Origin of the sequence: Pseudomonas sp. RIT288 (genome assembly GCF_000631985.1) — a bacterium.
Classification (GTDB): domain Bacteria; phylum Pseudomonadota; class Gammaproteobacteria; order Pseudomonadales; family Pseudomonadaceae; genus Aquipseudomonas.
Genome location: NZ_JFYN01000043.1, coordinates 214,075 through 238,144, shown reverse-complemented (window position 1 = coordinate 238,144; position 24,070 = coordinate 214,075). Strand labels below are relative to the sequence as shown.

Here is a 24,070-nt window from a genome sequence, read left to right as displayed (position 1 = left end):
CAGAATGTGGAGAATATTGATCACTCGGCCAATATTCAGCACAAAAACCACGTATCCTGCGCGCCCTGTTTGATCACCCAACCGCGAGGACAGTTTGTCTAAAGGTATCGCTCTATCGGTTTCAGCCTCGGTGCTGTTTGCCGTCATGTATTACTACACCTCGCTGCTCACTCCGTTGAGCGGCGTGGAAATCTTTGGCTGGCGGATGCTGCTGACCGTACCGTGCATGACCGTGTTCATGCTGGTGTCGGGTGAATGGCGGAGGGTGCTGGAACTGTTGCGCAAGGTGGCAGGCTATCCAAAGCTGATTGGCGGTCTGATTGTGTCGTCGGGTTTGCTCGGCGTGCAGTTGTGGCTGTTCATGTGGGCGCCGCTCAATGGCTACAGCCTCGACGTGTCGCTGGGTTATTTCCTGTTGCCGCTGGCGATGGTACTGACCGGGCGCATCGTGTACGGCGACAGCCTGTCGTACCTGCAGAAAATCGCGGTGCTGTTTGCCATTCTCGGCGTGGGCAACGAGCTATATCAGGTCGGCGGATTTTCCTGGGCGACCCTGGTGGTCGTGGTCGGTTACCCGCTGTATTTCGTACTGCGCAAACGCCTGAAGACCGACAACCTGGGCGGTCTGTGGGTCGACATGACCTTGATGCTGCCGGTGGCGTACTGGTTCGTGCGCGGCGGTGAGCAAGGCTTTGCCGTGTTCGATCAGTACCCGGGCTTGCTCTGGCTGATTCCGGTGCTTGGTCTGATCAGTGCTTCGGCGCTGGTGGTGTACATCATTGCCAGCCGCTTGCTGCCGTTCAGCCTGTTCGGTTTGCTCAGCTACGTGGAACCGGTGTTGCTGCTCGGCGTGGCACTGTTGCTCGGTGAAAGCATCAAGGCCGGCGAGTGGCTGACTTACATTCCGATCTGGCTGGCGGTGGTGGTGCTGGTCTTCGAAGGCTTCAAGCACTTGATGCGGCAGCGCCGCTCCTGAATGCAAAAGATCGTCCGATCGCGGCCCGGGCCGCGATCGGACGATCTTTTGATCTTGAAAAAAGCCTGGCATAAGCCAGACTTTTTTATGGCTTACTCAGTCGCGAGCACACCACGACGCACCTGGTCACGCTCGATCGATTCGAACAGTGCCTTGAAGTTACCCTCGCCGAAGCCATCATCGCCTTTACGCTGGATGAATTCGAAGAACACCGGGCCCATCAGGGTTTCAGAGAAGATCTGCAGCAGCAGGCGCTTGTCGTCCGGGTTCGACGAGCCGTCGAGCAGGATGCCACGCGATTGCAGTTGATCAACCGGCTCGCCGTGGTTCGGCAGACGGCCTTCGAGCATTTCGTAGTAGGTGTCCGGCGGCGCGGTCATGAAACGCATGCCGATCTTCTTCAACTGATCCCAGGTCTTGATCAGGTCGTCAGTGAGGAACGCCACGTGCTGGATACCTTCGCCGTTGAACTGCATCAGGAACTCCTCGATCTGCCCGGCGCCCTTGGACGACTCTTCGTTCAGCGGGATGCGGATCATGCCGTCCGGTGCGGTCATTGCTTTCGAGGTCAGGCCGGTGTATTCGCCCTTGATGTCGAAGTAGCGGATCTCGCGGAAGTTGAACAGCTTCTCGTAGAAGTTGGCCCAGTAGGCCATGCGACCGCGGTACACGTTGTGGGTCAGGTGATCGATGATCTTCAGGCCGGCACCGACCGGGTTACGGTCAACGCCTTCGATGAACACGAAGTCGATGTCATAGATCGAGCTGCCTTCACCGAAACGGTCGATCAGGTACAGCGGCGCACCGCCGATGCCCTTGATCGCCGGCAGGTTCAGCTCCATCGGACCGGTTTCGATGTGGATTGGCTGAGCGCCGAGTTCCAGGGCACGGTTGTACGCCTTTTGCGAATCCTTGACGCGGAACGCCATGCCGCACACCGACGGGCCATGCTCGGCCGCGAAGTACGAGGCAACGCTGTTGGGTTCGTTGTTGAGGATCAGGTTGATCGCGCCCTGACGGTACAGGTGCACGTTCTTGGAGCGGTGGGTCGCGACTTTGGTGAAGCCCATGATCTCGAAGATCGGCTCCAGGGTGCCAGGAGTCGGCGATGCGAACTCGATGAACTCAAAGCCCATCAGGCCCATTGGGTTTTCGTACAAATCGGTCATGGTGACGCCTCATCATTCTTATCAATTAACAGGAGTTATTTGTCAGTAATGCTGAGACCGGCGGGAGGTGCGCAGGAGATGCCTCGCACACTGCGGGCGAGGAAGTCACCGTAGATCAGTTGAAACCCGAATATCTTCATTGTCGACCCAAGGCTCTTGCGGGCGAGGCTTCTGCTGCCAGAAGACGTTTATTATTGTATGCGTAAACCGATTCTACACAGCGTAAATAGGGTTGTCTGCCCTCTCTATAAAATCCGCCTTTTTCGCATCGGTGCAAGGGGTTTGTTGCACAGGTAAATCCCCACCAGCACCAACCCGCCGCCCAGGCACATGCTCAACGTCAGTTGCTCGCCGAGCAGCAGCGCGCCGAGAACCACCGCGGTCAGCGGATTCAGGGCAATGAACACGCCGGATCGGGTTGCGCCTATTTTGCGAATGCCGTCGTAGTAGCCGATGTAGGCCAGCGCCGAGCCGAGTACGCCAAGGTAAATCAGGCTCAGCCATTGTGGCGTGCCGAGGTTGATCAAGGCTGTCCCGCTGACCTCACCACGCAGCGTTGCCAGCGCCCACAGCATCCCGCTGCCGATCAACACCGAAAACGTCACGGTCTGCAGCGGGCCAATGGATTGGTTCAGCCCCCGGGAAAACAGCGAGTAAACACCCCAGCTCAACACGCAGCCAAAAATCAACAGATCACCGATCCATGCATCGGGTGTCACGGCAAGTAATTGCGGGTTGCGGCTGACAATCACCAGAGCGGCGCCCGCGATACAGGTCGCGATACCGGCGACTTTCACCCGGCCCAGGCGCTCGTTGAACAACAGCCATGAGGCCAGACCGATCACGGCAGGATTCAACGCGACAATCAACGAAGCCCGTGAAGCGTTGATGTATTGCAGGCCATAAAAGAAGCACAGGTTGTAGAAGAAAATCCCGAAGAACCCCAGCAAAGTCAGTTGCAGCCATTGCCGGGGCGTCGGTCGCGCCAACGGGATACGCGCTATCCACAGAAACCCGAGCAACGCCACGCTGGCGAACAGGAAGCGCAGGCTGGCGGCGAACAGCGGGTTGAGGCTGCCCGCCAGAAAACGCCCGGCGACAAAGGTCCCGCCCCAAATCATGGTCACCGCTGCCAGCGTCAGGTAAACCGGCCGGTCGGAGGTCGCTGTGTGATTTTGCTCAAGGTTGCGCATGACGCTCCAAGCCAAAGAAACTGAAGGATGGCGTATCATTCCCCTCATTCCCTGTCATCGTAAAATGAGCAAATACTCATGACTCTCACGCAACTGGAGATCTTCTCGCTGGTCGCTGAACTGCGCGGTTTCACCCTCGCCGCCCATCGTCTGGGGATTTCGCAGTCGGCGATATCCCACGCGATGAAATCGCTGGAGCAGGAGTTGGGCGTGGAGTTGTTGCGGCGGCGCCAGTCGCAGGTGGAACTCACCGATATCGGCGAGCAGTTGCTCCAGCGCGCACGGGCCATGCTCGGTCTGGCCAACACGTTGCGCCAGGAAGCGGCCGATGCGCGGGGCATGAAAAGCGGCACGTTGCGTATCGGCTCGTTCGGCCCGACGTCATCAATCAAATTGCTGCCGAAGATTCTGCAGCGCTATCGCGAAGTGCATCCGGGCATCGAAGTGCACATTGATGAGGGGCCGGATCGGCAGGTGCTGCAATGGCTGGAAGAGCGGCGAATCGACGTCGGTTTTGTGGTGTTGCCCGAGGAACGCTTCGACACTTTTACTCTTGTCGAAGACCAGATGGTTGCCCTGCTCCCGCTCGATCACCCATTGGCCGCACATCCGGCGCTGCCCCTCCAGGATTTGTGTGTCGACCCGTTTGTGCTGACCGAGGCCGGGTCATCGGAACTGGTTTCGCGTTTGTTCACCGCCGCGCGCCTGCAACCGAACATTCGCTATCGCTGCTCGCAATTGCTCAGTACGCTGGACGTCGTCAGCCGGGGCGATGCAATCACCGTTGTCGCCGAAGGCTCGTTGCCGGACGATCCAGCCCCGCGATACGTGAAGAAGCCTCTGTTGCCGGTGGTGCAACGCCTGATCGGCCTCGCGGTCCTCGATCAGCGTCAGGCTTCGCCCGCCACGCGGGCATTTATCGAACTCGCCACGCAGATCAACCAGCCGTGAGCGGCACAAGCGCCAACGGCCATCTATCATCCCTTCTGACTTCGCTGTTTTTCACCGGCGCGCCGTTGCCAGGCCTGCATTCGAGAGTTCCACCCCATCGCGACAGGATGCGCCTATGCCCTTGACCGTCAGACCTCGCCGCAAACGTAGCGTACGCATTTTTGTGACCCTGCTTTGTGGTGTTTTGCCCATTCTGCTGGGCGGCGGGATTCTGTATCTGCAAGCCGGACGCACCTTGCAACAGAGCACGCAAAATACCGCCGAAGAGGCGCTGCGCCAGTTTGAACTGATGCTCGACAACACCGCCCAGGCCGCCAGCGAACTGCTGCCCCTGGCCGGCCAGCCCTGCGACAGCGTCAAACTGGCGTTGCGTGAGCAAGTGACGCGTCGCCCCTTCGTGCGCTCGACCAATCTGGTGTGGGACAACAACCTCTATTGCAGCTCGTTGTTCGGGGAGTTCAAGGAGGCCGTGAACCCGGGCGACTATACGCAGGGCAAACTGTGGTTGATGAATGGCAACCCCGTCACACCCAACACCGCGCTGCTGGTGTATCGGCTCAGCGAAGGTCGCGGTGGCGCGCTGACCACCCTCGATGGTTATCACCTGAGCAACATCCTGCGCCTGATTGGCCGGCAGACGCTGCTGTTGCTGCAAGTCGGCGACAATTGGCTGTCCGCCGATGGCAAAGTGCATCAGGGCGCCCTGCCGCCGTTGCCGGTGGCGCAGAGTATGCTCGCGTCTTCGCGCTATGCCTTCAGTGTCAGTGCAGGCTTCGCGCAGGGACAAACGTGGCGCTACATGGCCGGCGAATACCCGCCGCTGTTCAGTCTGCTGATATTTTTCGGGGTGATCGCAGGCGCTATCGCCCACGTCCTGCAGCGACGCGCCACCTCGCCCAGCCATGAAATGCTGCGCGCGCTGGAGGCCGGCGAATTCATTCCCTACTTCCAGCCGGTGGTGCATGGCGACAGCCGGAAATGGTCCGGTGCTGAAGTGCTGATGCGCTGGAATCACCCCAGGGAAGGTCTGGTGCGTCCGGACCTGTTCATCCCGTTTGCCGAGCATTCGGGTCTGATCGTGCCCATGACCCGCTCCCTGATGCAGCAGACTGCCGCCCTGCTCGGCCCGTTGTCGGCGGACTTCGACAAACCGTTCCACATCGGCATCAACATCACCGCCAGCCACTGCCAGGATCTGCAACTGGTCGAAGACTGTCGCGGGTTTCTCACTGCATTTGCCCCCGGCAGTATCAATCTGGTGCTGGAGTTGACCGAGCGCGAGCTGATTGAGCCAACCGATGTCACGCACCTATTGTTCGAGCAGTTGCACACGCTGGGGGTGATGATCGCCATCGACGACTTCGGTACCGGCCATTCAAGCCTGGGCTACCTGCGAACATTCAATGTCGATTTTCTCAAGATCGACCAGAGTTTCGTCGCGATGATCGGCATTGATGCGCTGTCGCGGCATATTCTGGACACGATTATCGAACTCTCGGCCAAGCTCGATCTGGGTATTGTTGCCGAAGGTGTAGAAACTCCGGCCCAGGCTGACTATCTGACCGCACACCACGTCAACTTCCTGCAGGGCTATCTGTTCGGAAAACCCATGCCCGGCGCCGACTTCATCGATGCATTAAGTCACCATTAACTAAAAATAAATTAAGCCTAGCGCTGCGACCGAACGCACCAAATTGATACAAAACACCACTGTTGTTACATGACGACAAGATCAGGATTTACTCTTGGCGCATTAACTACTACAATTTTTTCAGCCTGTGCAAGATTGGCAGGTGAGCCATTATCACCGAGTCGCTTCAAGGCTCTTGGCTTATAGCTTTGTTTGCGGTTGGTATCAGCCAAACACACTATTGGAGTAAAGATATTGTCCAGACTCGCTGAATTTCGTGCAGCTGAAAAGGCCCTTCAGGAACAGCTCAAGCAGTTGGAATCGCTGAAGAACGATGCCGGGCTCAAGAAAGAAATCGAATTCGAAGAAAAGCTCCAGGGGCTGATGAAAACCTACGGTAAAGGTCTGAAAGACATCATCGCCATCCTCGATCCGAACCCGTCAAAGTCCGGCTTGCAAGTGTCCACCGCTCCAAAAACCCGCCGTGCTCGCGTGGTCAAGGTTTACCATAACCCGCACACCGGTGAACTGATCGAAACCAAGGGCGGCAACCACCGTGGCCTGAAAGCCTGGAAGGAACAGTACGGTGCAGCCACCGTTGATTCCTGGTTGCGCGGTTAATCTTGCGTCAACAAACAAGCCCTGCTTTATGCAGGGCTTTTTTTCGACAATATCTAACAAAAGCAACGATTTCGGCCACGCTAGTTATCAATCCGCTTTAACACCCACAAGCCGTGAGGCTAAACATTTTGCGCCGGGATGTTGCAACCTCAACGACAGCTAAACTTTGTGCTTAATTCCTTCGGGTATCTAAACCCGTCGCGGTGCAAACAGACGTTTAAAGTTTCAAGCTGTTTCTCACTGCGTCTATTTCCTCGGCGCTCGCCTTATAAACCTCGGCCTGACCCGCGTAAGAAAGTACATAAGCCTTATCCGCCGCGGCCGCAGCAACCAATGTTTGCGACAACACATGTCGACCGTTTTCCGTGATCGTGCAGGTGGTTTCCAGCGCATCCAAAGAGCCGAGCGTCGTCCGGTGTACCTTGTTGCAAACACTTTGATAGCCGCCCTGGAAGAAGTCTTTCTGAATCGACTTGCGCATCTCCAGCAAAACGCCGGGCACGTTGACCTGATGACCCGCTTCGACCTGGCTCATGGTCAACTCCATCACCATCACCTGATTGCCGTCAGCGTCGTTTTTTACCGCGCGCTGGCGCGAAACCTGAGCGGCTTGTTCGGGCAGCGCCTCCACTTCCCAGCCTGCGGGCCAGGTGATGCTCGGCTGATCCGCCAGTGCCGGCACGGCAAGCAGCGATGAGAAAAGACAAACGAACAGCGCTTTGAACGGTCGGATCATTACCAGAGGCACTCGCAGACAGAGCTGCAAAGTCTGAGGCCCGGCCGCCCACAGAGCAAGCCGCGCATTCGGTTTGGCGATGGCGCCCCGCATGCGTATCATTGCGCCCATTCACTCGCCCCATTGTTACGGAGGGCCTATGAGCCTGCACGAACTGAACACTTTTCCCGGCGTCACCGCCACTCCAGACAGCGCAACCCGCAACTTCGTCTTCAACCACACCATGCTGCGTGTGAAGGACATCACCAAGTCCCTGGACTTCTACACCCGCGTACTGGGTTTCTCGCTGGTTGAAAAGCGTGATTTCCCGGAAGCCGAATTCAGCTTGTACTTCCTCGCGCTGGTCGACAAGGCGCAGATCCCGGCCGACGCCACTGCCCGCACCGAATGGATGAAGTCGATTCCCGGCATCCTCGAGCTGACCCACAACCACGGCACTGAAAACGACGCCGACTTCGCCTATCACAACGGCAACACCGACCCACGCGGTTTCGGCCACATCTGCATCTCGGTGCCGGACATCGTTGCCGCGTGCGCACGTTTCGAAGAACTGGGCTGTGACTTCCAGAAGCGTCTGACCGACGGCCGCATGAAAAGCCTGGCGTTCATCAAGGACCCGGATGGCTACTGGGTAGAAATCATTCAGCCTGCACCGCTGTAACTGACTGCAAATTTCTCCTGTAGGAGTGAGCCTGCTCGCGATAGCGGTGTGTCAGGCAATAATGTTTTGAATGTGCAGCCGCCATCGCGAGCAGGCTCACTCCTACAATTGGATTTGTGTCAGGCATAAAAAAACCCATGATTGTTCATGGGTTTTTTCGTTTCAGCGACTGACGTTTACGCCGGCGCCGAAGTGCGGATCAAGTGATCGAACGCGCTGAGGGAAGCCTTGGCGCCCTCACCCACCGCAATCACGATCTGCTTGTACGGCACAGTCGTCACGTCACCGGCCGCGAAGATCCCCGGGATCGACGTCTCGCCACGGTTGTCGACGATGATCTCGCCACGCGGCGACAGCTCGATGGTGCCTTTGAGCCAGTCAGTATTCGGCAGCAGACCGATCTGCACGAAGATCCCTTCCAGCTCGACGCTGCGCAGTTCGTCAGTATTGCGATCCTTGTAGCGCAGGCCGTTGACCTTCTCGCCGTTACCGGTGACTTCCGTGGTTTGCGCACTGGTGATCACGGTGACGTTCGGCAGGCTGTGCAGTTTGCGTTGCAGCACCGCGTCGGCACGCAGTTGCACGTCGAACTCCAGCAGCGTCACGTGGGAAACGATACCGGCCAGGTCGATGGCCGCTTCAACGCCGGAGTTACCGCCGCCGATCACCGCCACACGCTTGCCTTTGAACAGCGGACCGTCACAGTGCGGGCAGTACGCCACGCCTTTGTTGCGGTATTCCTGCTCGCCCGGCACGTTCATTTCACGCCAGCGTGCGCCGGTCGCCAGGATCACGCTCTTGGCTTTCAGGGTCGCACCACTGGCAAAGTGGACTTCGTGCAGCTCGCCGTTCTTGCCGGGGATCAGCTTGTCGGCGCGTTGCAGGTTCATGATGTCGACGTCGTACTGCTTGACGTGTTCTTCCAGCGCCGTCGCCAGTTTCGGGCCTTCGGTTTCCTGCACGGAGATGAAGTTCTCGATGGCCATGGTGTCGAGCACCTGACCGCCGAAGCGCTCAGCCGCTACACCGGTGCGGATGCCTTTGCGCGCCGCATAAATCGCAGCCGAAGCGCCGGCCGGGCCACCGCCGACCACCAGCACGTCAAAAGCTTCTTTCGCGCTGATTTTCTCGGCCTGACGCTCGATGGCGCCAGTGTCGAGCTTGGCGAGGATTTCTTCCAGGCCCATGCGGCCCTGGCCAAAGTTTTCACCATTGAGGTAGATGCTCGGCACGGCCATGATCTTGCGATCGTTGACTTCGTCCTGGAACAACGCGCCGTCGATGGCGACGTGACGGATGTTCGGGTTCAGCACAGCCATCAGGTTCAGCGCCTGAACCACATCCGGGCAGTTCTGGCACGACAGCGAGAAGTAGGTTTCGAAGCTGAACTCACCCTTGAGCGCGCGGATCTGCTCAATCACTTCGGCACTGGCTTTCGATGGGTGGCCGCCGACTTGCAACAGGGCCAGCACCAGCGATGTGAATTCATGGCCCATCGGGATGCCGGCGAAACGCAGGCTGATGTCGGCACCCGGGCGGTTGATCGAAAACGACGGTTTGCGCGCATCGGTGCCGCTGTCGATCAGCGTAATTTGGCTCGAAAGACTGGCAACGTCTTTCAGCAGGTCAAGCATTTCCCGGGATTTCGCACCGTCGTCGAGGGAAGCAACGATCTCGATCGGCTGGGTGACCCGTTCCAGGTACGATTTCAACTGGGCTTTAAGATTGGCGTCCAACATACGGGCGATCTCCTGTGTCTTTATTCGAGGCGAAAAAAAGCCCGAGCGAATCTCGCCCGGGCTTTTTCAATGGGCGGTGCAGCTTACTGAAGTAGGTGCGGAGTTCCGCCCTGCATTGCGTGTCTCACAGACTCAGATCTTGCCGACCAGGTCCAGGGACGGAGCCAGAGTGGCCTCGCCTTCTTTCCACTTGGCTGGGCAAACTTCGCCTGGGTGAGCAGCAACGTACTGAGCAGCCTTGATCTTGCGCAGCAGCTCGGAAGCGTCGCGGCCAACGCCGCCATCGTTCAGCTCAACGATTTTGATCTGGCCTTCAGGGTTGATCACGAAGGTGCCACGGTCAGCCAGGCCAGCGTCTTCGATCAGCACGTCGAAGTTGCGGGAGATGACGTGGGTCGGGTCGCCGATCATGGTGTATTCGATTTTGCCGATGGCTGGCGAAGTGTTGTGCCAGGCAGCGTGAGCAAAGTGGGTGTCGGTCGAAACGCTGTAGATTTCCACGCCCAGTTTCTGGAACGCAGCGTAGTTGTCGGCCAGGTCTTCCAGCTCGGTTGGGCACACGAAGGTGAAGTCGGCTGGGTAGAAGAACACTACGGACCATTTGCCTTTCAGGTCAGCGTCCGAGACTTGTACGAAGTCGCCGTTTTTGAATGCGGTAGCTTTGAACGGTTTTACTTGGCTGTTGATGATAGGCATTGATGACTCTCCGTCAGGGTTGTGAATTCGATGGGTGAATCCTACCCACTCACTCGACGGATGGCTCATTGGCAAACCTGATGCTGCTGATTTGTTTTCGCTATTAGCGGACTGTATTAATAGAAGAAAACCATATCTACGACGACAGCGGCTTATCCGTAATCCGGGCCATCCCGTGAAAGGGGCTGGCTTCAACATAGCGCATGGCTGATTTCATATCCTTCCAGCCGACGTAACTCATCAGCGATTTCAAATCCCAGCCGCTTTGATGCGCCCAGGTGGCGAAGCCGCGGCGCAGGGAATGGCTGGTGTAGCGCTCGGCCGGAATCCCGGCGCGCTCCAGCGCCTGACGCAGCAGCGGAATGATACTGTTGGCGTGCAAGCCCTCCTCGCTTAGATGGCCCCAGCGGTCAACGCCGCGAAAAACCGGACCGCGCACCAGTGCGGCCTCGGTGATCCAGTCGATATAAGCCTGCACCGGGCACAGCTTGAGCAGCGCCGGCGCCTGATACGTCTGCCCGAGGTTGTCGCGGTCGCCCTTGCTGCGCGGCAGATACAGGGTGATGCCGCTGCCGGCGTGCGCCCGCACATGCTCGATCTGCAGACGGCACAACTCATCACTGCGAAAACCCCGCCAGAAGCCCAGCAGGATCAGCGCCCGATCGCGATAGGCCTTGAGCAACTGCGGACGATCCTGATTCTGCCTGGCGCTACTGGCTTCCTGTTCCAGCCAGTCGACCACTTGCTGCAGATCGTGCAATTGCAACGGTTCGGCCTGTTTTTCCTGCGCCGGATGCAGCGCCCGAATGCCCTTGAACACTTTGCGCACCACCGGGGCTTTGGTCGGATCGGCAAAGCCCTGACTGTTGTGCCACTGCGCCAGCGCTGACAGCCGCAGTTTCAGTGTGTTGATCGACAGCACGCCGGCATGCTCGACCAGATACCGCGCCACGCTGTCGGCGGTTGCCGGCAGAAAGCCGCCCCACTTCACTTCGAAATGTTCGATCGCCGAGCGATAGCTGCGGCGGGTGTTGTCACGGGTGGCGGCTTGCAGATAACGATCGATCTCGCTCATGGGCAGTGTTCTCGCAGGCGTACTGATTGCTGGATGAAAAAACCGATTCAGGGGTCTGACATTGGGTAATACCAGTATATCCCGTCTGTTATTAATCAAGCATTTAACTTTATTTTCAGCATGGTACACTGCGTACTCTGGTGGCATGTACCACAGTACGTAATGGTAGGAGTTCACATGGCCCGTGGTGGCGTAAACAAAGCAGTGGTGCAGATCGCGCGCACAGCGATTCTGGCCCGAGGCGAACACCCCAGCATCGATGCAGTACGCATCGAACTGGGCAACACCGGTTCGAAAACCACGATCCATCGTTATCTGAAAGAGCTGGATGACGGCAGCCAACCGGTCGAAGCATCCGCAGAACCGATCAATGATGAGCTGACCGCACTGGTCTCGCGTCTCGCCCAGCGCCTGAAGGAACAGGCGCAAGAGCCGATCGAACAAGCGCGCGAGCAGTTCGAAGAGCAGCGTGAAAGCCTGGAGTCGGAGCTCAAACAGGTACGCCAGGCACTCGAGCAACTGGAACAACAGCACGACATCCAGGGTGCGGCACTGGCCCGCGAATCCGAGGCGTTGAAAGAAACCCGTTCGATGCTGCAGACCGAGCAAACCCGTAACGCCGGTCTCAATCAGGCGCTGGCTGATTTCGAGTTGCGCCTGCAGGACAAGGATGAGCAGATCCGCTCGCTGGAAGAGAAACACCTGCACGCCCGTGATGCTCTCGAGCATTACCGCAACGCCAGCAAAGAGCAGCGCGAGCAGGAACAAGCCCGTCACGAAGGACAGCTTCAGCAGTTGCAGATGGAATTGCGTCAGGCGCAACAAAGTGCGCTGGTGCGTCAGGACGAGATTACCCAGCTGCACCGCGACAACGAACGCCTGCTCACGGAAAACCGCGGCACTCAGCGCGAACTGAGCCTGATGCAGGATCAGCTCAAGCACAGCAACCAGCGTCAGGATCAGTTGCTGGAGCAAGCCACTCGCGTCGACAACGAACGCACCCTCCTCCAGGAACGCCTGCGCGTGGCCCTGCTGGAAAGTCAGACGCTGAAACAGGATGTCGACGAACAGCGGCAGCTCAATCAGTCACTGGAAAAGGAACTGACCAAGACTCAGGCCAGCCTCGAGGACAGCTTGCGTCTGGCGGCTACCGCTGCAGCAGCGCCAGACACAGCCAAAGCGAAGGACGCTTAAGCGCCGACCGGCGTACGCATGGTGACGAACTCTTCGGCGGCCGTCGGGTGCACCCCGATCGTGTCGTCGAAGTCACGCTTGGTCGCGCCAGCCTTCAGCGCAATCGCCAGACCCTGGACGATCTCTCCCGCGTCCGGACCGACCATGTGACAACCGAGGACTTTGTCGGTCTTGCCGTCGACCACCAGTTTCATCAGGGTTTTCTCCTGACACTCGGTCAGCGTCAGCTTCATCGGGCGGAAGCGGCTCTCGTAAATCACCACCTCGTGACCCGCCTCGCGCGCTTCCTCTTCGGTCAGACCGACAGTACCGATGTTCGGCAGACTGAACACTGCCGTCGGGATCATCTTGTAATCCACCGGACGGTATTGCTCAGGCTTGAACAAGCGCCGCGCCACCGCCATGCCTTCGGCCAGTGCCACTGGCGTCAGTTGCACCCGACCGATCACATCACCCAGCGCCAGAATCGACGGCTCGCTGGTCTGGTATTGCTCGTCGACCTTGATGAAACCTTTGTCGGTGAGCTGCACATCGGTGTTTTCCAGCCCCAGGTTGTCCAGCATCGGACGCCGGCCCGTGGCGTAGAACACGCAATCGGCCTCCAGCACGCGGCCATCCTTGAGAGTCGCCTTCAGGCTGCCGTCTGGCTGTTTGTCGATGCGCGCGATGTCGGCATTGAATTGCAGATCCATGCCACGCTTGGTCAGTTCTTCCTGCAGATGCTTGCGCACCGAGCCATCGAAGCCACGCAGGAACAGATCACCGCGATACAGCAGCGTGGTGTTCGCGCCCAGGCCATGGAAAATCCCCGCGAACTCGACAGCGATATAGCCACCACCGACCACCAGGACCCGTTTCGGCAGTTCTTTGAGGAAGAACGCCTGATTGGAACTGATCGCGTGTTCGTGCCCCGGGATTTCCGGAATCTGCGGCCAGCCACCGGTGGCAATCAGAATGTTTTTCGCAGTGAAGCGCTCACCGTTGACCTCGACCTCGTGCGGGCCGACGATCTTCGCGTGGGCTTCGTGCAGGGTCACGCCGCTGTTGACCAGCAGGTTGCGATAAATGCCGTTGAGGCGATTGATCTCGCGGTCCTTGTTGGCGATCAGCGTCGCCCAGTCGAAATTCGCTTCGCCCAGACTCCAGCCGAAACCGGACGACTGTTCAAAGTCTTCGGCGAAATGCGCGCCGTACACCAGCAGTTTCTTCGGCACGCAGCCGACGTTGACGCAGGTGCCGCCCAGGTAACGGCTCTCGGCTACCGCCACTTTCGCGCCAAAACCGGCGGCAAAGCGCGCCGCGCGTACACCGCCGGAACCGGCACCAATCACATAAAGGTCAAAATCGTAGGCCATTTCTATCTCCTCGGCAGGCCATCAGCATACCCGCCGCCGTCCATTGGGCAAGCGCTGTGCGCAGCTTTTCGCGCAGATCGGCGCTGTCGGGAAACATGTCCAAATAATAATATTTCTTGTTTGTCACTAAATCGCCGGGCTGCACCTCGTCTTTGAACCAATGGATTTTTTCCCTCGAAGACAAGGAGTCGGCTGCGATGTTCGCGCCCATTACCCGTTCCATGACCCTGACTGTCGGCTTGTTCAGCATGGCGTTGAGTCCCGATCTGCTGGCTGAAACCGACCCTGAAACAGCGCCACAATCCGCCGCCCAGGCGCTGGAACTGGACGCCACCAGCGTCAGCGCCGAAGGCCTCGGCGTTAATACCGAAAACACTGATTCCTACACCACTGGCGCGATGAACACCGCGACGCGGCTGAACCTGTCGATCAAGGAAACGCCGCAATCGGTGTCCGTGGTCACGCGTCAACAAATGGATGATTTCAAGCTCGGTACATTGTCCGAAGCCATGCGCCAGACCACCGGCATCGTCGTGCAACACAACGACTCGGACCGGGTCAGCTATTCGGCGCGGGGTTACCCGATCAACAATTTCCAGATCGACGGAATGCTCAATACCTTCGGGCGCATGAAGTCGGACTCGGACACCATCATCTACGACCGCATCGAAGTGGTACGCGGCGCCACTGGCCTGACCACCGGCGCGGGTGACCCTTCAGCCACCATCAACATGGTGCGCAAGCGCCCGACTGCCCAGTGGCAGGCACTGGCCGGGGTCAGCGGCGGCAGTTACGACAATTACTACAGCTATGTCGATGTCGGCGGGCCGCTCGCCTTTGATGGTCGGCTGCGTGGGCGCACAGTGCTGGCCTATCGCGACAGCCAATCGTTCCGTGACAAATACGCGCTGCAACGCGAGGTCGGCTACGGCATTCTCGAAGCTGATCTGACCGACTCCACGGTGCTTGCCGTCGGTTACGACTACCAGGACAAGCAGGTTCAGGGCACGTCCTGGGGCACCGTGCCGTACTGGAACGCCGACGGCAGCAAGGCCGGTCTCGGGCGGTCGACGAACATGGCGACATCCTGGAGTTCCTGGCCGCTGAAGGACAAGACCGCATTCGTTACCCTGGACCAGCAATTGGGTGATGGCTGGAAGCTGAAGGCAGCCTACACCCATCGCGAAAGTGATACCGACGGCAAGGTCTATTACGGCGGCGCCGGTTTTCCCGAAGCCGACCGCAGCGGCATGACGGCTTACATGGGACACATGCTCGGCACGCAGAAAATGGCCGTCTACGACTTCAACCTGTCGGGGCCGTATCAGCTGTTCGGTCGCGAACACGAAATGATGTTCGGCTATGGCGAGGCGGAAAACCGCTCGACTTCGCCCCATGCTTTCAACGCCGCGCAAGCCGCCGACTACAGCAAGATCCGCGACTGGAAATACATGGGCGATATCGGCAAATTCGCTGACACCGTGACCGGTCTGCCGGGTTCGCGTGGCATCACCCGGCAGAAAGCCGGTTATCTCGCGACACGCCTGAGCCTGACCGATGAGCTGCATGCGGTACTCGGCAGCCGCTATGGCAGCTGGGATGAATCCAGCACCGATTACTACTATGACGCGCAGCAAAAACTGACCAGTACCGACGCCACCCATCAACGCCAGAATGATATCTGGACGCCCTACGCCGGCCTGCTCTATGACCTGACGCCGGAATACACGGTTTACGCCAGCTACACCGACATTTTCAAACCGCAGAGCAACCGCGACAGCAACCGCAATTATCTCGACCCGGTGATCGGCAGCAACTACGAAGTCGGGCTCAAGGGCAGCCTGCTCGACGAACGCCTGAACCTGGCGACGGCAGTGTTCTGGAGCAAACAGGACAACGTCGCCGAGCGTGACAACTCGGTACCCCCGGACCCGGTGAGCGGCGAGGAGTTTTTCAAATCCGGCGGCAAGGGCAGCAAGGTCAATGGCTTCGAGGCCGAAGTGTCCGGCGAAATTCTCAGCGGCTGGAACATGACCGCCGGCTACACCTACACCCACTCCGTCGACGGCGAAAAACAGCGCAGCAACACCGCTCAACCAATGAACATGCTGCGGCTGTCCACGGCCTATCGCTTGCCGGGCAACTGGCACGCATTGACCGTCGGTGGCGCGGTGAACTGGCAGAGCGACGTCTATGGCGCAGCCAACCGCCCGGTCGGGCGCGGCGCCAATGGCCGGATCATCACTGAACCGGCGCGGATCAATCAGGAGGCTTACACCGTGGTCAAGCTGATGTCGCGCTATGAGTTCGACAAGCATCTGTCGGCGTCGCTGAACGTCGATAACCTGTTCGACAAGAAGTATTACGACAACGTCGGCTTCTACAACGGCGTGTACTGGGGCGATCCGCGCACGGTGACGCTGAGCCTGGACTGGAAGCTCTGACCAATCCACTCAAACAAGACCCCTGGGGTGAGGGGATTATCCCCGATGGGTCGCGAAGCGGCCCCACTCGCAAGGTGACGCGCAATGCGTCCCCCTCGCCACCGCTGTTAACTCCGAGTTAATTCCCCACCGGGACACTGTGTCCCGAGATCTGCTTCATGGACGAACGGCTCCCACGTTTTTCAGTAGGAGGCACCATGAAAACCACCACCGTCATTCTCGCCGGGCTACTCGCCCTCGGTTCCGCCAGCGCCTTTGCCGAGGGCGGCGCCGAACGCATGCGGCATTACTACGACAACTTCCCGGTCCACCACGCGCCAAGCGGGCAGTCGACCGACAGCAAAGCCGCGGAACTGAAGGTTCCGGACGATCAGACCGCGCAAGTCACCGAGTCTTATCGCGACTGATTCACCGAGCAACCGATGGACCTCCGATGGCTCCGCTCTGGCCTCGGAGACGACAGTTGGGCGCCCTGTCCGGGCGCCTTTTTTTATGCCTGCAGATCCTTGATCCAGAACAGCATGCGGCCATGCTCCGGGTCGAACATGCCGGGGGCGAAGCCGAATTTGCGGTAGGAATTCTGTGCCACCTCGTTGCCTTCGAGCACCTCCAGGGTGATCTTGCAGCATCCGCGCTGGCGGGAAATCTCCTCGACCTTGCGCAGCATTTTCTGACTCAGGCCGAGGCCGCGAAATTTCGAAACCACCGCCACGTCATGGACATTGACCAGCGGCTTGCAAGCGAACGTCGAGAAACCCTCAAAGCAGTTCACCAGCCCTGCCGGCTCGCCACCGACGAACGCCAGCACGCTGAACGCGTGAGGCCTGCGCGCCAGTTCCTCCGGTACGCGACGCAGCAGTTCAGGGGCAAGCGAATGGCCGCCGCCCATGGGATCTTCTGCGTAATGATTGAGCACGATGCCGATGGCTTCGGCGTGCAGTGGATTGGTGTAACTGGCTTGCAGCACAAGAATTTCTGCGGAATCCATTTCCATCCCCGATCATGGCCCCGGCGTGCAAGGTGCGCACCTGAAAGGCTGCTCGACCTTAACGCGAGGATGTTGTGGGCCACAACCCGAGAACGCAAATGTTTATCCGACAACAAATCACTGTAGGCGCTGCCGCAGGCTCGGGCCGCGATCGGACGATCTTTTGACCTTCCAGCGTCAACGTCCCCATATCAGCTCTTCCGTCCAACCCAACTCGGCAAAATCCTGAGCACGCAACCCGCTCTCGCCGACGCAGAAAAACTCATCCAGTTGCGGCGGTTTCACCGAGGTCGCGCTGAGCATCGCATGCACCTGCCCACGATGATGGATCTGATGCTCGAACAGGTGCGAAAGCATACGCAAGCGACTGTCATGCTGCGGCGTTTCACGGGCGATGGTGACGACCCGCCCCAGATCGGCATCGCGCAGTTGTTCGCAATAAGCGATCAACCGACGATCGACGTGCGCCTGCTCTTCACGCAGCGCTGCGGCCTCGGTAAACGGCTCGTCATGGTTGAAAAAAACATAGCAATCAGGATGCGGTTCGTCACCGCGCAACTCACGCTCCAGAGCGTCGACGTAGAACCAGTCGCAGGTGAGGATGTGATTGAGGGTGAGGCGGATACTCGGAAAGAAGCTCGTTCGCGGCGCCGCCAGCTCAGTGGCGTCGAGCTGATTCCAGGCTTTGCCGAGGCGATGATTGGCCCACGCGTTCTGGTAGGCCATGGTCAGTAAATGATGCGACAGCGGTTGGCTCATACTCGCGCCCTCTTCGCTCAGGATTCGGCAAAACGCTGCAGCTGCATTTCCTGCAATCGGCTGAGGGTACGCCGGAACGGGAACTCCAGATAACCCTCGGTGTACAGCGCGTCCATCGGTACCTGGGCCTCGATGTACAACGGGACTTTACGGTCGTAACACTCGTCCACCAAAGCAATGAAGCGACGCACGCCGTCGTCGTGCACCGACAATTGCGGCAGTTCGCGGTCGCCGGCGACCACCTGCGCCGAGCCGTCCTCGGTACCGCGGGCGATGCGCCCTTCGCGTTGCTGCGCGCTGAGGTTCGGCACGTCGCTCAACAGAATAGACCGATAACTGTCGCACAGTGCGATGAAGTCCATCGCGGCGAACGGTTGCTCGCAGAGATCGGCGTAGCGGCACCAGAGCACCGATTCGCTGGCCTGCACCACGTTCAATATGCGATGACCGACAGGCACTGGCTCCGCGCTGGCGGGCTGCCCGGCGCTGAGCGACTGGAACACCTGCTGCAGCGCACTGTCCTGCCCCGGCGGCGCGACAAAGTAACGCTGCAGGCCCGCGCCCGGATGCAAGCGATGATCCTCGGCGCCATTCACCGCCACCACTTGCATGTGCGCCTTGATCGCGGCAATCGCCGGGACAAACCGATCACGGTTGAAGCCATCGGCGTACAGCTCATCCGGCGGCAGGTTGGAGGTGCAGACCACCACCACGCCTTCGTCGAACATCACCTGAAACAGCCGACCGAGGATGATCGCGTCACCGATGTCGTTGACGTACAGCTCGTCGAAACACAGCACCCGCACTTCCGCCGCCAGCTCCTTGGCCAGCGCCCGCAGCGGATCGGCGATCCCGGTCAACTGGAACGAGCGCTGGTGCACCCAACCCATGAAATGATGAAAGTGCTGACGTCGGGCCGGCACCCGCAGGCTCTGATAGAACTGATCCATCAACCAGGTCTTGCCACGCCCGACCGGGCCCCACAAGTACACGCCGGTGACCGAACGGGCACCGGCGTGCAAGGCTTCATGGCATTTTTGCAAGGCCCAGACCGCATGCTCCTGGGCTTCATCCTGGATGAAACCCTTGTGCTCGATCGCGTGTTGCCAGGCGCTTAAAGGAGAGTCGAAAGTCATGCGCGGCAGTATATATCCCTGCAGGAGCTGTCGAGTGCAACGAGGCTGCGATCTTTTGATCTTGATCTTAAGAAATAAAGTCAAAAGATCGCAGCCTTCGGCAGCTCCCACGGGAGTGCGACAGGTAGGAGCTGCCGAAGGCTGCGATCTTTTGATTTAAAGGAAGATCCTTTTCAAACCCAATAAAACCTGACCTTTCAGGCAATTTTTGCTCGTTGCCCTCGCCGCCCTCTTGCGGCATCCTGCGCCTCCATTTTCTGACCCGGCCCCGCCTCACGGCGCGCAAAACACCATGACCGCCTCTGAAAAAGTCCCGCGCAACAACGATCTGATCTACGGCCTCAACGACCGTCCGCACCTCACCGCCACCGTCTTCGCCGCGCTGCAACACGTGCTGGCCAGCTTCGTCGGCATCATCACCCCGACCCTGATCATGGGCGGCGCCCTGGGCCTGCAAAGTGAAATTCCGTACCTGATCAGCATGGCGCTGTTCGTCTCGGGCCTCGGCACGTTCGTTCAAGCCAAGCGTTTCGGCCCGGTCGGTTCCGGGCTGCTGTGCCTGCAGGGCACCAGTTTTTCCTTTATCAGCGTGATTCTCAGCGCCGGGTTCATGGTCAAGGCCCGGGGCGGCGGCACCGATGAAATTCTCTCGACAATTTTCGGCGTGTGCTTTTTCGCAGCGTTCATCGAAGTGGTGCTGAGCCAGTTCATCGGCAAACTGCGGATGCTGATCACCCCGGTGGTCACCGGCACCATCATCACCCTGATGGGCCTGTCGCTGATCAAAGTGGCGATGACCGACATTGCCGGCGGTTTCGGCGCGCCCGATCTGGGCGCCGCCAGCCATGTATTTCTGGCAGCGCTGGTGATCGGCACTATTGTTGTGCTGAACCGCGTCGACGTGCCGTTTCTGCGCCTGGGCGCGATCGTCATCGGCCTGACCCTCGGCTACGTGGTCGCCTGGCTGATGGGCACCGTGGATTTCGCCTCGATGCCCGAAGTGCCGCTGGTCAGCGTGCCGGTGCCGTTCAAGTACGGCTTCAATTTCGACTGGGTGGCGTTCGTGCCGGTGGCGGTGATCTTCCTGGTTTCGCCGCTGGAAGCAGCGGGTGACCTGACGGCCAACTCGATGATCTCGCGGCAACCGGTCAAGGGTCCGCTGTACATCCGCCGGATCAAGTCCGGCCTGCTCGCCGATGGCCTCAATTCGGCGATGGCCGCGGTGTTCAACAGCATGCCGATGGTCACGTTCGCGCAGAACAACGGCGTGATCCAGTTGACTGGCGTCGCCAGCCGCTACGTGGCGTTTTTCATCGCCGGCCTGCTGGTGCTGCTGGGGCTGTTCCCGATGATCGGCGCGGTGCTGCAACTGATGCCCAAACCGGTGCTCGGCGGCGCTGAGCTGGTGATGTTCGGCACCGTGGCCGTGGCCGGGATCAAGATCCTCGCCGAGGCTGGCCTGCATCGGCGCAACATGTTGATCGTGGCGATCTCCGTGGGCATGGGCCTGGGCATCGCCGCCGTGCCGGAAGTGCTGCGCGAGTTGCCGCAAGCGCTGCGTAACATCTTCGAATCGCCGATCACCGTCGGTGCGTTGTGCGCTATCGTGCTGAATATCTTCCTGCCGGAAGAATTCATTGAGCTGGAAGAAGACGATTTCGATCCGGAAGCGTCGATTCTGCAGGTCATGGAAAACCCCGATCTGCCGGCCAAAGCTGAACCTGCAACGGCAGCGGCGGTCGCACAGTTGAACCGTTGACGCTGCGCCATGAAAAAGGGCTGAGCCGGCAACGGTTCAGCCCTTTTTCGTTGAGAGACCGTTTATGCGCCGCGTCCACGCCGTCATCCTGTCCCTGCTGCTGTTGTCCCTCAGTGCCTGCGCGCTGTTTCCCAATCGCGATCCGGTGAACATCAACGTGGTCGGCCTCGAACCGTTGCCGAGCCAGGATCTGGAAGTGCGCTTCGCGATCAAGTTGCGGGTGCAGAACCCCAATGAGACGGCCATCGATTACAACGGCATCGCCCTGGATCTGGAGGTCAATGGCCGTCCACTGGCCTCGGGCGTCAGCGATCAGGTCGGCTCGATCCCGCGCTTCTCGGAAACCGTGGTCAGCGTGCCGGTCAGCGTTTCCGCGTTCTCGGTGTTGCGCCAGACCCTCGGCCTGAGCCAGACACAAACCCTCGACAACCTGCCTTACGTGCTGCGCGGCAAACTCGCAGGCGGAGTGTTCGGCACCATGCGTTTTGTCGACAGTGGCAAGCTGAGTTTGCCAAAGGCCACCGCCGCGACCTGGTAACCCACCTAACTGTAGGAGTGAGCCTGCTCGCGATAGCATCGTGTCAGTCAATAAAGGTATTGGCTGACACGATGCTATCGCGAGCAGGCTCACTCCTACAGGTCGGTGCGCGGGTTATGCGGTGAAGCGCACGCCGGGTTTGGCGCGCTCATCAACCGACAGCTCAAACACATCCGGCCGCGCATAGTGGCCGACCACGTCATAGTCATACCGCGCCCGAACCAGTTCATCAGTATCGATCTCAGCCGTGAGCAACCCCGCCTCCCCGCGCAATGGCCCGGCCAGCACATCGCCCATCGGCCCGACAATTACACTGCCGCCGGCAATCAGCGGTCGATCCGCCGGCCAGTTGGCAATCTCCACGCCCAGCTCGTTCGGCGAAGCCTGCACCTGACAGGCACTGACCACAAAGCAACGGCCCTCGTGGGCGATGTGACGCATGCTGACCTGCCACATCTCGCGCTCGTCCACGGTCGGCGCGCACCAGACTTCAATGCCTTTGGCGTACATCGCCGTGCGCAGCAGCGGCATCATGTTTTCCCAGCACACCACCGCACCGAGTTTGCCGACCTGAGTGTCGAGCACCGGCAGCGTCGAGCCGTCGCCCTTGCCCCAGATCAACCGTTCGGTGCCGGTCGGCATCAGTTTGCGATGCTTGGCCACCAGCCCTGCCTGCGGATCGAAATACAGCGCCGTGCAATACAACGTGCTGCCGGCACTCTCGATCACGCCGATCACCAGATTGGCCCCGGTGCGCGCCGACAAACCGGCCAGTGCCTCGGTTTCTGCCCCCGGCACATCGATGGCGTTGGCGAAGTAGCGGGCGTAGGCCTCGCGCCCCTCGGGCAAGCGATAACCCAACTGCGTGCCAAAGCCCTCACCTTTCGGATAGCCCCCGAGCAACGCTTCAGGCATCACCACCAACGCCGCGCCGGACTCGCTGATCGCGGTTTCCCAGCTGAGGATCTGTTCCAGGGTTTCACCCTTGCCACCGGGCAAGGCGCCGATCTGCAGGGCGGCGACGATTGATTTGGGCATTGCGGTCACTCCATCGGGTTCAAGTGTTGCCGATTCTGCGGCGGCGCGGGATCATGAATAAACACCGATTCACTGCTGAATGATATGAGCCAAATGAATATCGTAACCGTCGACCTCAACCTGCTGAAAGTCTTCGAAGCCTTGCATGAGGAGTCCAGCGCCAGCCGTGCGGCGCTGCGCCTGGGCGTGACGCAATCGGCCGTCAGCGCGGCGCTGCGCCGGTTACGCGAGGTGTATGGCGATCAGTTGTTCGTGCGCACCGGCCGTGGCTTGGCGCCGACGCTCAAGGCCAATCAACTGAAACCGGTGGTCAGTGAGGCGCTGAACAAATGCCGGCAGAGCCTGGCGATGGTCGACCCCGAGGCCCATCACTACGACGGCCGTTCGGTCACGGTGGGCCTGTCGGATGATTTTGAAATTGCCTATGGCCGGCGCCTGATCGAAGCCATTGCTCGCAGCGCGCCCAAGCTGCGGCTGATCTTCCGCCAGACCCACAGCCAGATCGTCGCCCGCGCCCTGATGGAGCGCAGCATCGATCTGGCGATCACCGCCGGTGGGTTCGCCGAGCGCCTGCTCAGCCGTCAGGTGCTGGGTGAAGGGGATTATGCGTGTCTGGTCGATCCGGGCAGTCTGGCGCCCGATCAGCACAGTATCGATTTGCCGGAGTTCGTCGCCCGCGAGCACATTCTGGTGTCCTCGGGCGGTTTTATCGGCATTACCGATGAAGGCCTCGCGGCGCTGGGCCTGAGCCGGCGGGTCTGCGCGTCGACCACGCACTTTGCGGCGCTGCCGCATCTGCTCAAGGGCAGCGGCGCAGTGGCAACCATCCCGAGCCACGCCGCACAGGCCATTGCCGAGCTCAGCGGGCTGGTGCTGCTGCCCTGCCCGCTGGCGCTGCCGCGTTACCCGATCGAACTGGGCTGGCGCACCAGCACGCAGATCGATCCGGTGGTGATCAAGGTGCGTGAGGCGATTGTCGGGTGCTTCAACACCGACTGAGGCGCTATTACTTGTTGGCCGCCATCAGTCGATTGACCTCACTGCGCACCATGTTGGCGAATTCCGGTGGGGACATGCCATCAAGCTCGGCGCGCACCCACTCGGCCCATTTGCCCTTGCGCTTGGAGCGTTCGCCGAACAACCGCGCGGCTTCGCCTTTGGCTTTGCCCAGATTGTTCTGCCAGAGTTCGAACAGACGGGATTTCTCGTCTTCCAGCGCAGCGCGCTCGGCGAGGGATTTGTCGGCCAGATTGAAACTCATGGGGAAATACCTGCTGCGTAAAATGGCGACATCTTACACGCTCGGCGGAAATCTCCCGCGCAGGTTTTTCTTTCGCACCTAAAATCAGTGCAACTTTTCAATCAGCGCCACACTCCATTGATCACTGTTCATTCATCTGCAAGGAGTCACC

The 24,070-nt window shown here is 59.6% G+C and carries 24 protein-coding genes; 11 read left to right on the top strand and 13 right to left on the bottom strand.

Translation table 11 applies throughout. The features are described 5' to 3' along the window. Window positions 1-94 precede the first annotated feature (94 nt). Window positions 95-976: an EamA family transporter RarD gene (rarD, locus tag BW33_RS26380; RefSeq protein WP_047602294.1), complete on the top strand. Its 882-nt coding sequence runs from the start codon at window positions 95-97 to the stop codon at window positions 974-976. Window positions 977-1,068: 92 nt separating this feature from the next. On the opposite strand, the gene hppD is transcribed toward rarD, so the two are convergent. Then, window positions 1,069-2,145, bottom strand: coding sequence for a 4-hydroxyphenylpyruvate dioxygenase (hppD, locus tag BW33_RS26375; RefSeq protein WP_047602293.1), 1,077 nt, complete (start codon window positions 2,143-2,145; stop codon window positions 1,069-1,071). 245 nt (window positions 2,146-2,390) lie between these two features. After that, window positions 2,391-3,338 carry a DMT family transporter gene (locus BW33_RS26370; protein WP_047602291.1) on the bottom strand — a complete coding sequence of 316 codons (948 nt, stop codon included), beginning with the start codon at window positions 3,336-3,338 and terminating at the stop codon, window positions 2,391-2,393. A 78-nt stretch (window positions 3,339-3,416) separates the two neighbouring features. On the opposite strand from BW33_RS26370, the gene BW33_RS26365 reads away from it, so the two are divergent. From BW33_RS26365 to BW33_RS26355, 3 genes are all read left to right on the top strand, one after another. Beyond that, complete coding sequence (locus tag BW33_RS26365) at window positions 3,417-4,289, top strand: LysR family transcriptional regulator (protein WP_047602289.1); 873 nt, start codon at window positions 3,417-3,419, stop codon at window positions 4,287-4,289. 115 nt (window positions 4,290-4,404) lie between these two features. Continuing rightward, complete coding sequence (locus BW33_RS26360; RefSeq protein ID WP_047602287.1) at window positions 4,405-5,940, top strand: EAL domain-containing protein; 1,536 nt, start codon at window positions 4,405-4,407, stop codon at window positions 5,938-5,940. 234 nt (window positions 5,941-6,174) lie between these two features. After that, on the top strand, window positions 6,175-6,540 hold the full coding sequence (locus tag BW33_RS26355) for a histone-like nucleoid-structuring protein, MvaT/MvaU family (protein ID WP_007963346.1): 366 nt from the start codon (window positions 6,175-6,177) through the stop codon (window positions 6,538-6,540). Window positions 6,541-6,757: 217 nt separating this feature from the next. Here the strand turns inward: BW33_RS26355 and BW33_RS26350 are convergent, their stop codons facing one another. Continuing rightward, the gene (locus BW33_RS26350; RefSeq protein WP_047602451.1) at window positions 6,758-7,276 is read right to left on the bottom strand and encodes a DUF4946 domain-containing protein; all 519 of its coding nucleotides are present in this window, start codon (window positions 7,274-7,276) and stop codon (window positions 6,758-6,760) included. A gap of 139 nt (window positions 7,277-7,415) precedes the next feature. Between BW33_RS26350 and gloA the strand changes: the two genes are divergently transcribed. Continuing rightward, entirely contained in the window at window positions 7,416-7,937 is a 522-nt protein-coding gene (gene gloA / locus BW33_RS26345; RefSeq protein WP_047602285.1) for a lactoylglutathione lyase, read from the top strand. Between the two features lie 176 nt (window positions 7,938-8,113). On the opposite strand, the gene ahpF is transcribed toward gloA, so the two are convergent. The 3 genes from ahpF to BW33_RS26330 all read right to left on the bottom strand — a co-directional run bounded on the left by ahpF (window position 8,114) and on the right by BW33_RS26330 (window position 11,447). Next, complete coding sequence (gene ahpF / locus BW33_RS26340) at window positions 8,114-9,676, bottom strand: alkyl hydroperoxide reductase subunit F (protein WP_047602284.1); 1,563 nt, start codon at window positions 9,674-9,676, stop codon at window positions 8,114-8,116. A gap of 132 nt (window positions 9,677-9,808) precedes the next feature. Continuing rightward, window positions 9,809-10,372, bottom strand: coding sequence for an alkyl hydroperoxide reductase subunit C (gene ahpC, locus BW33_RS26335; protein ID WP_047602282.1), 564 nt, complete (start codon window positions 10,370-10,372; stop codon window positions 9,809-9,811). Window positions 10,373-10,508: 136 nt separating this feature from the next. After that, window positions 10,509-11,447: a site-specific integrase gene (locus tag BW33_RS26330; protein ID WP_047602280.1), complete on the bottom strand. Its 939-nt coding sequence runs from the start codon at window positions 11,445-11,447 to the stop codon at window positions 10,509-10,511. A 177-nt stretch (window positions 11,448-11,624) separates the two neighbouring features. On the opposite strand from BW33_RS26330, the gene BW33_RS26325 reads away from it, so the two are divergent. After that, window positions 11,625-12,641 carry a DNA-binding protein gene (locus BW33_RS26325; RefSeq protein ID WP_047602278.1) on the top strand — a complete coding sequence of 339 codons (1,017 nt, stop codon included), beginning with the start codon at window positions 11,625-11,627 and terminating at the stop codon, window positions 12,639-12,641. Here the strand turns inward: BW33_RS26325 and gorA are convergent. Together gorA and BW33_RS26315 are read right to left on the bottom strand one after the other, a co-directional pair. After that, on the bottom strand, window positions 12,638-13,996 hold the full coding sequence (gene gorA / locus BW33_RS26320; protein WP_047602277.1) for a glutathione-disulfide reductase: 1,359 nt from the start codon (window positions 13,994-13,996) through the stop codon (window positions 12,638-12,640). The two genes, BW33_RS26325 and gorA, sit on opposite strands and share 4 nt — an antisense overlap. Then, window positions 13,980-14,207: a hypothetical protein gene (locus tag BW33_RS26315; protein ID WP_047602275.1), complete on the bottom strand. Its 228-nt coding sequence runs from the start codon at window positions 14,205-14,207 to the stop codon at window positions 13,980-13,982. Before BW33_RS26315 ends, gorA begins: the two co-directional genes overlap by 17 nt. On the opposite strand from BW33_RS26315, the gene BW33_RS26310 reads away from it, so the two are divergent. Next, window positions 14,194-16,440 carry a TonB-dependent siderophore receptor gene (locus tag BW33_RS26310; protein WP_047602273.1) on the top strand — a complete coding sequence of 749 codons (2,247 nt, stop codon included), beginning with the start codon at window positions 14,194-14,196 and terminating at the stop codon, window positions 16,438-16,440. The two genes, BW33_RS26315 and BW33_RS26310, sit on opposite strands and share 14 nt — an antisense overlap. A gap of 197 nt (window positions 16,441-16,637) precedes the next feature. Beyond that, complete coding sequence (locus tag BW33_RS26305; protein ID WP_047602271.1) at window positions 16,638-16,847, top strand: hypothetical protein; 210 nt, start codon at window positions 16,638-16,640, stop codon at window positions 16,845-16,847. Window positions 16,848-16,930: 83 nt separating this feature from the next. Here the strand turns inward: BW33_RS26305 and BW33_RS26300 are convergent, their stop codons facing one another. The 3 genes from BW33_RS26300 to zapE all read right to left on the bottom strand — a co-directional run bounded on the left by BW33_RS26300 (window position 16,931) and on the right by zapE (window position 19,323). Continuing rightward, complete coding sequence (locus tag BW33_RS26300; RefSeq protein ID WP_047602449.1) at window positions 16,931-17,428, bottom strand: GNAT family N-acetyltransferase; 498 nt, start codon at window positions 17,426-17,428, stop codon at window positions 16,931-16,933. A gap of 177 nt (window positions 17,429-17,605) precedes the next feature. Next, on the bottom strand, window positions 17,606-18,187 hold the full coding sequence (locus BW33_RS26295; protein ID WP_047602270.1) for a DinB family protein: 582 nt from the start codon (window positions 18,185-18,187) through the stop codon (window positions 17,606-17,608). Between the two features lie 17 nt (window positions 18,188-18,204). After that, entirely contained in the window at window positions 18,205-19,323 is a 1,119-nt protein-coding gene (zapE, locus tag BW33_RS26290) for a cell division protein ZapE (RefSeq protein ID WP_047602269.1), read from the bottom strand. A 292-nt stretch (window positions 19,324-19,615) separates the two neighbouring features. Between zapE and BW33_RS26285 the strand changes: the two genes are divergently transcribed. Both BW33_RS26285 and BW33_RS26280 read left to right on the top strand, forming a co-directional pair. Then, window positions 19,616-21,082, top strand: a complete 1,467-nt coding sequence (locus tag BW33_RS26285; RefSeq protein WP_027612018.1) for a nucleobase:cation symporter-2 family protein — start codon at window positions 19,616-19,618, stop codon at window positions 21,080-21,082. A 64-nt stretch (window positions 21,083-21,146) separates the two neighbouring features. After that, a complete protein-coding gene (locus tag BW33_RS26280; protein WP_007966053.1) occupies window positions 21,147-21,620 on the top strand; it encodes an LEA type 2 family protein in 474 nt (157 codons plus the stop codon). A gap of 114 nt (window positions 21,621-21,734) precedes the next feature. Here BW33_RS26280 and BW33_RS26275 read toward each other — a convergent pair whose 3' ends face one another. Then, the gene (locus BW33_RS26275; protein ID WP_047602267.1) at window positions 21,735-22,658 is read right to left on the bottom strand and encodes a carbon-nitrogen hydrolase family protein; all 924 of its coding nucleotides are present in this window, start codon (window positions 22,656-22,658) and stop codon (window positions 21,735-21,737) included. 84 nt (window positions 22,659-22,742) lie between these two features. Between BW33_RS26275 and BW33_RS26270 the strand changes: the two genes are divergently transcribed. After that, window positions 22,743-23,657 (top strand): LysR family transcriptional regulator, encoded by a 915-nt coding sequence (locus BW33_RS26270; protein WP_047602266.1) that lies wholly within the window; start codon window positions 22,743-22,745, stop codon window positions 23,655-23,657. A gap of 7 nt (window positions 23,658-23,664) precedes the next feature. Here BW33_RS26270 and BW33_RS26265 read toward each other — a convergent pair whose 3' ends face one another. Further along, complete coding sequence (locus BW33_RS26265) at window positions 23,665-23,919, bottom strand: hypothetical protein (protein ID WP_003224595.1); 255 nt, start codon at window positions 23,917-23,919, stop codon at window positions 23,665-23,667. Window positions 23,920-24,070: the final 151 nt, after the last annotated feature.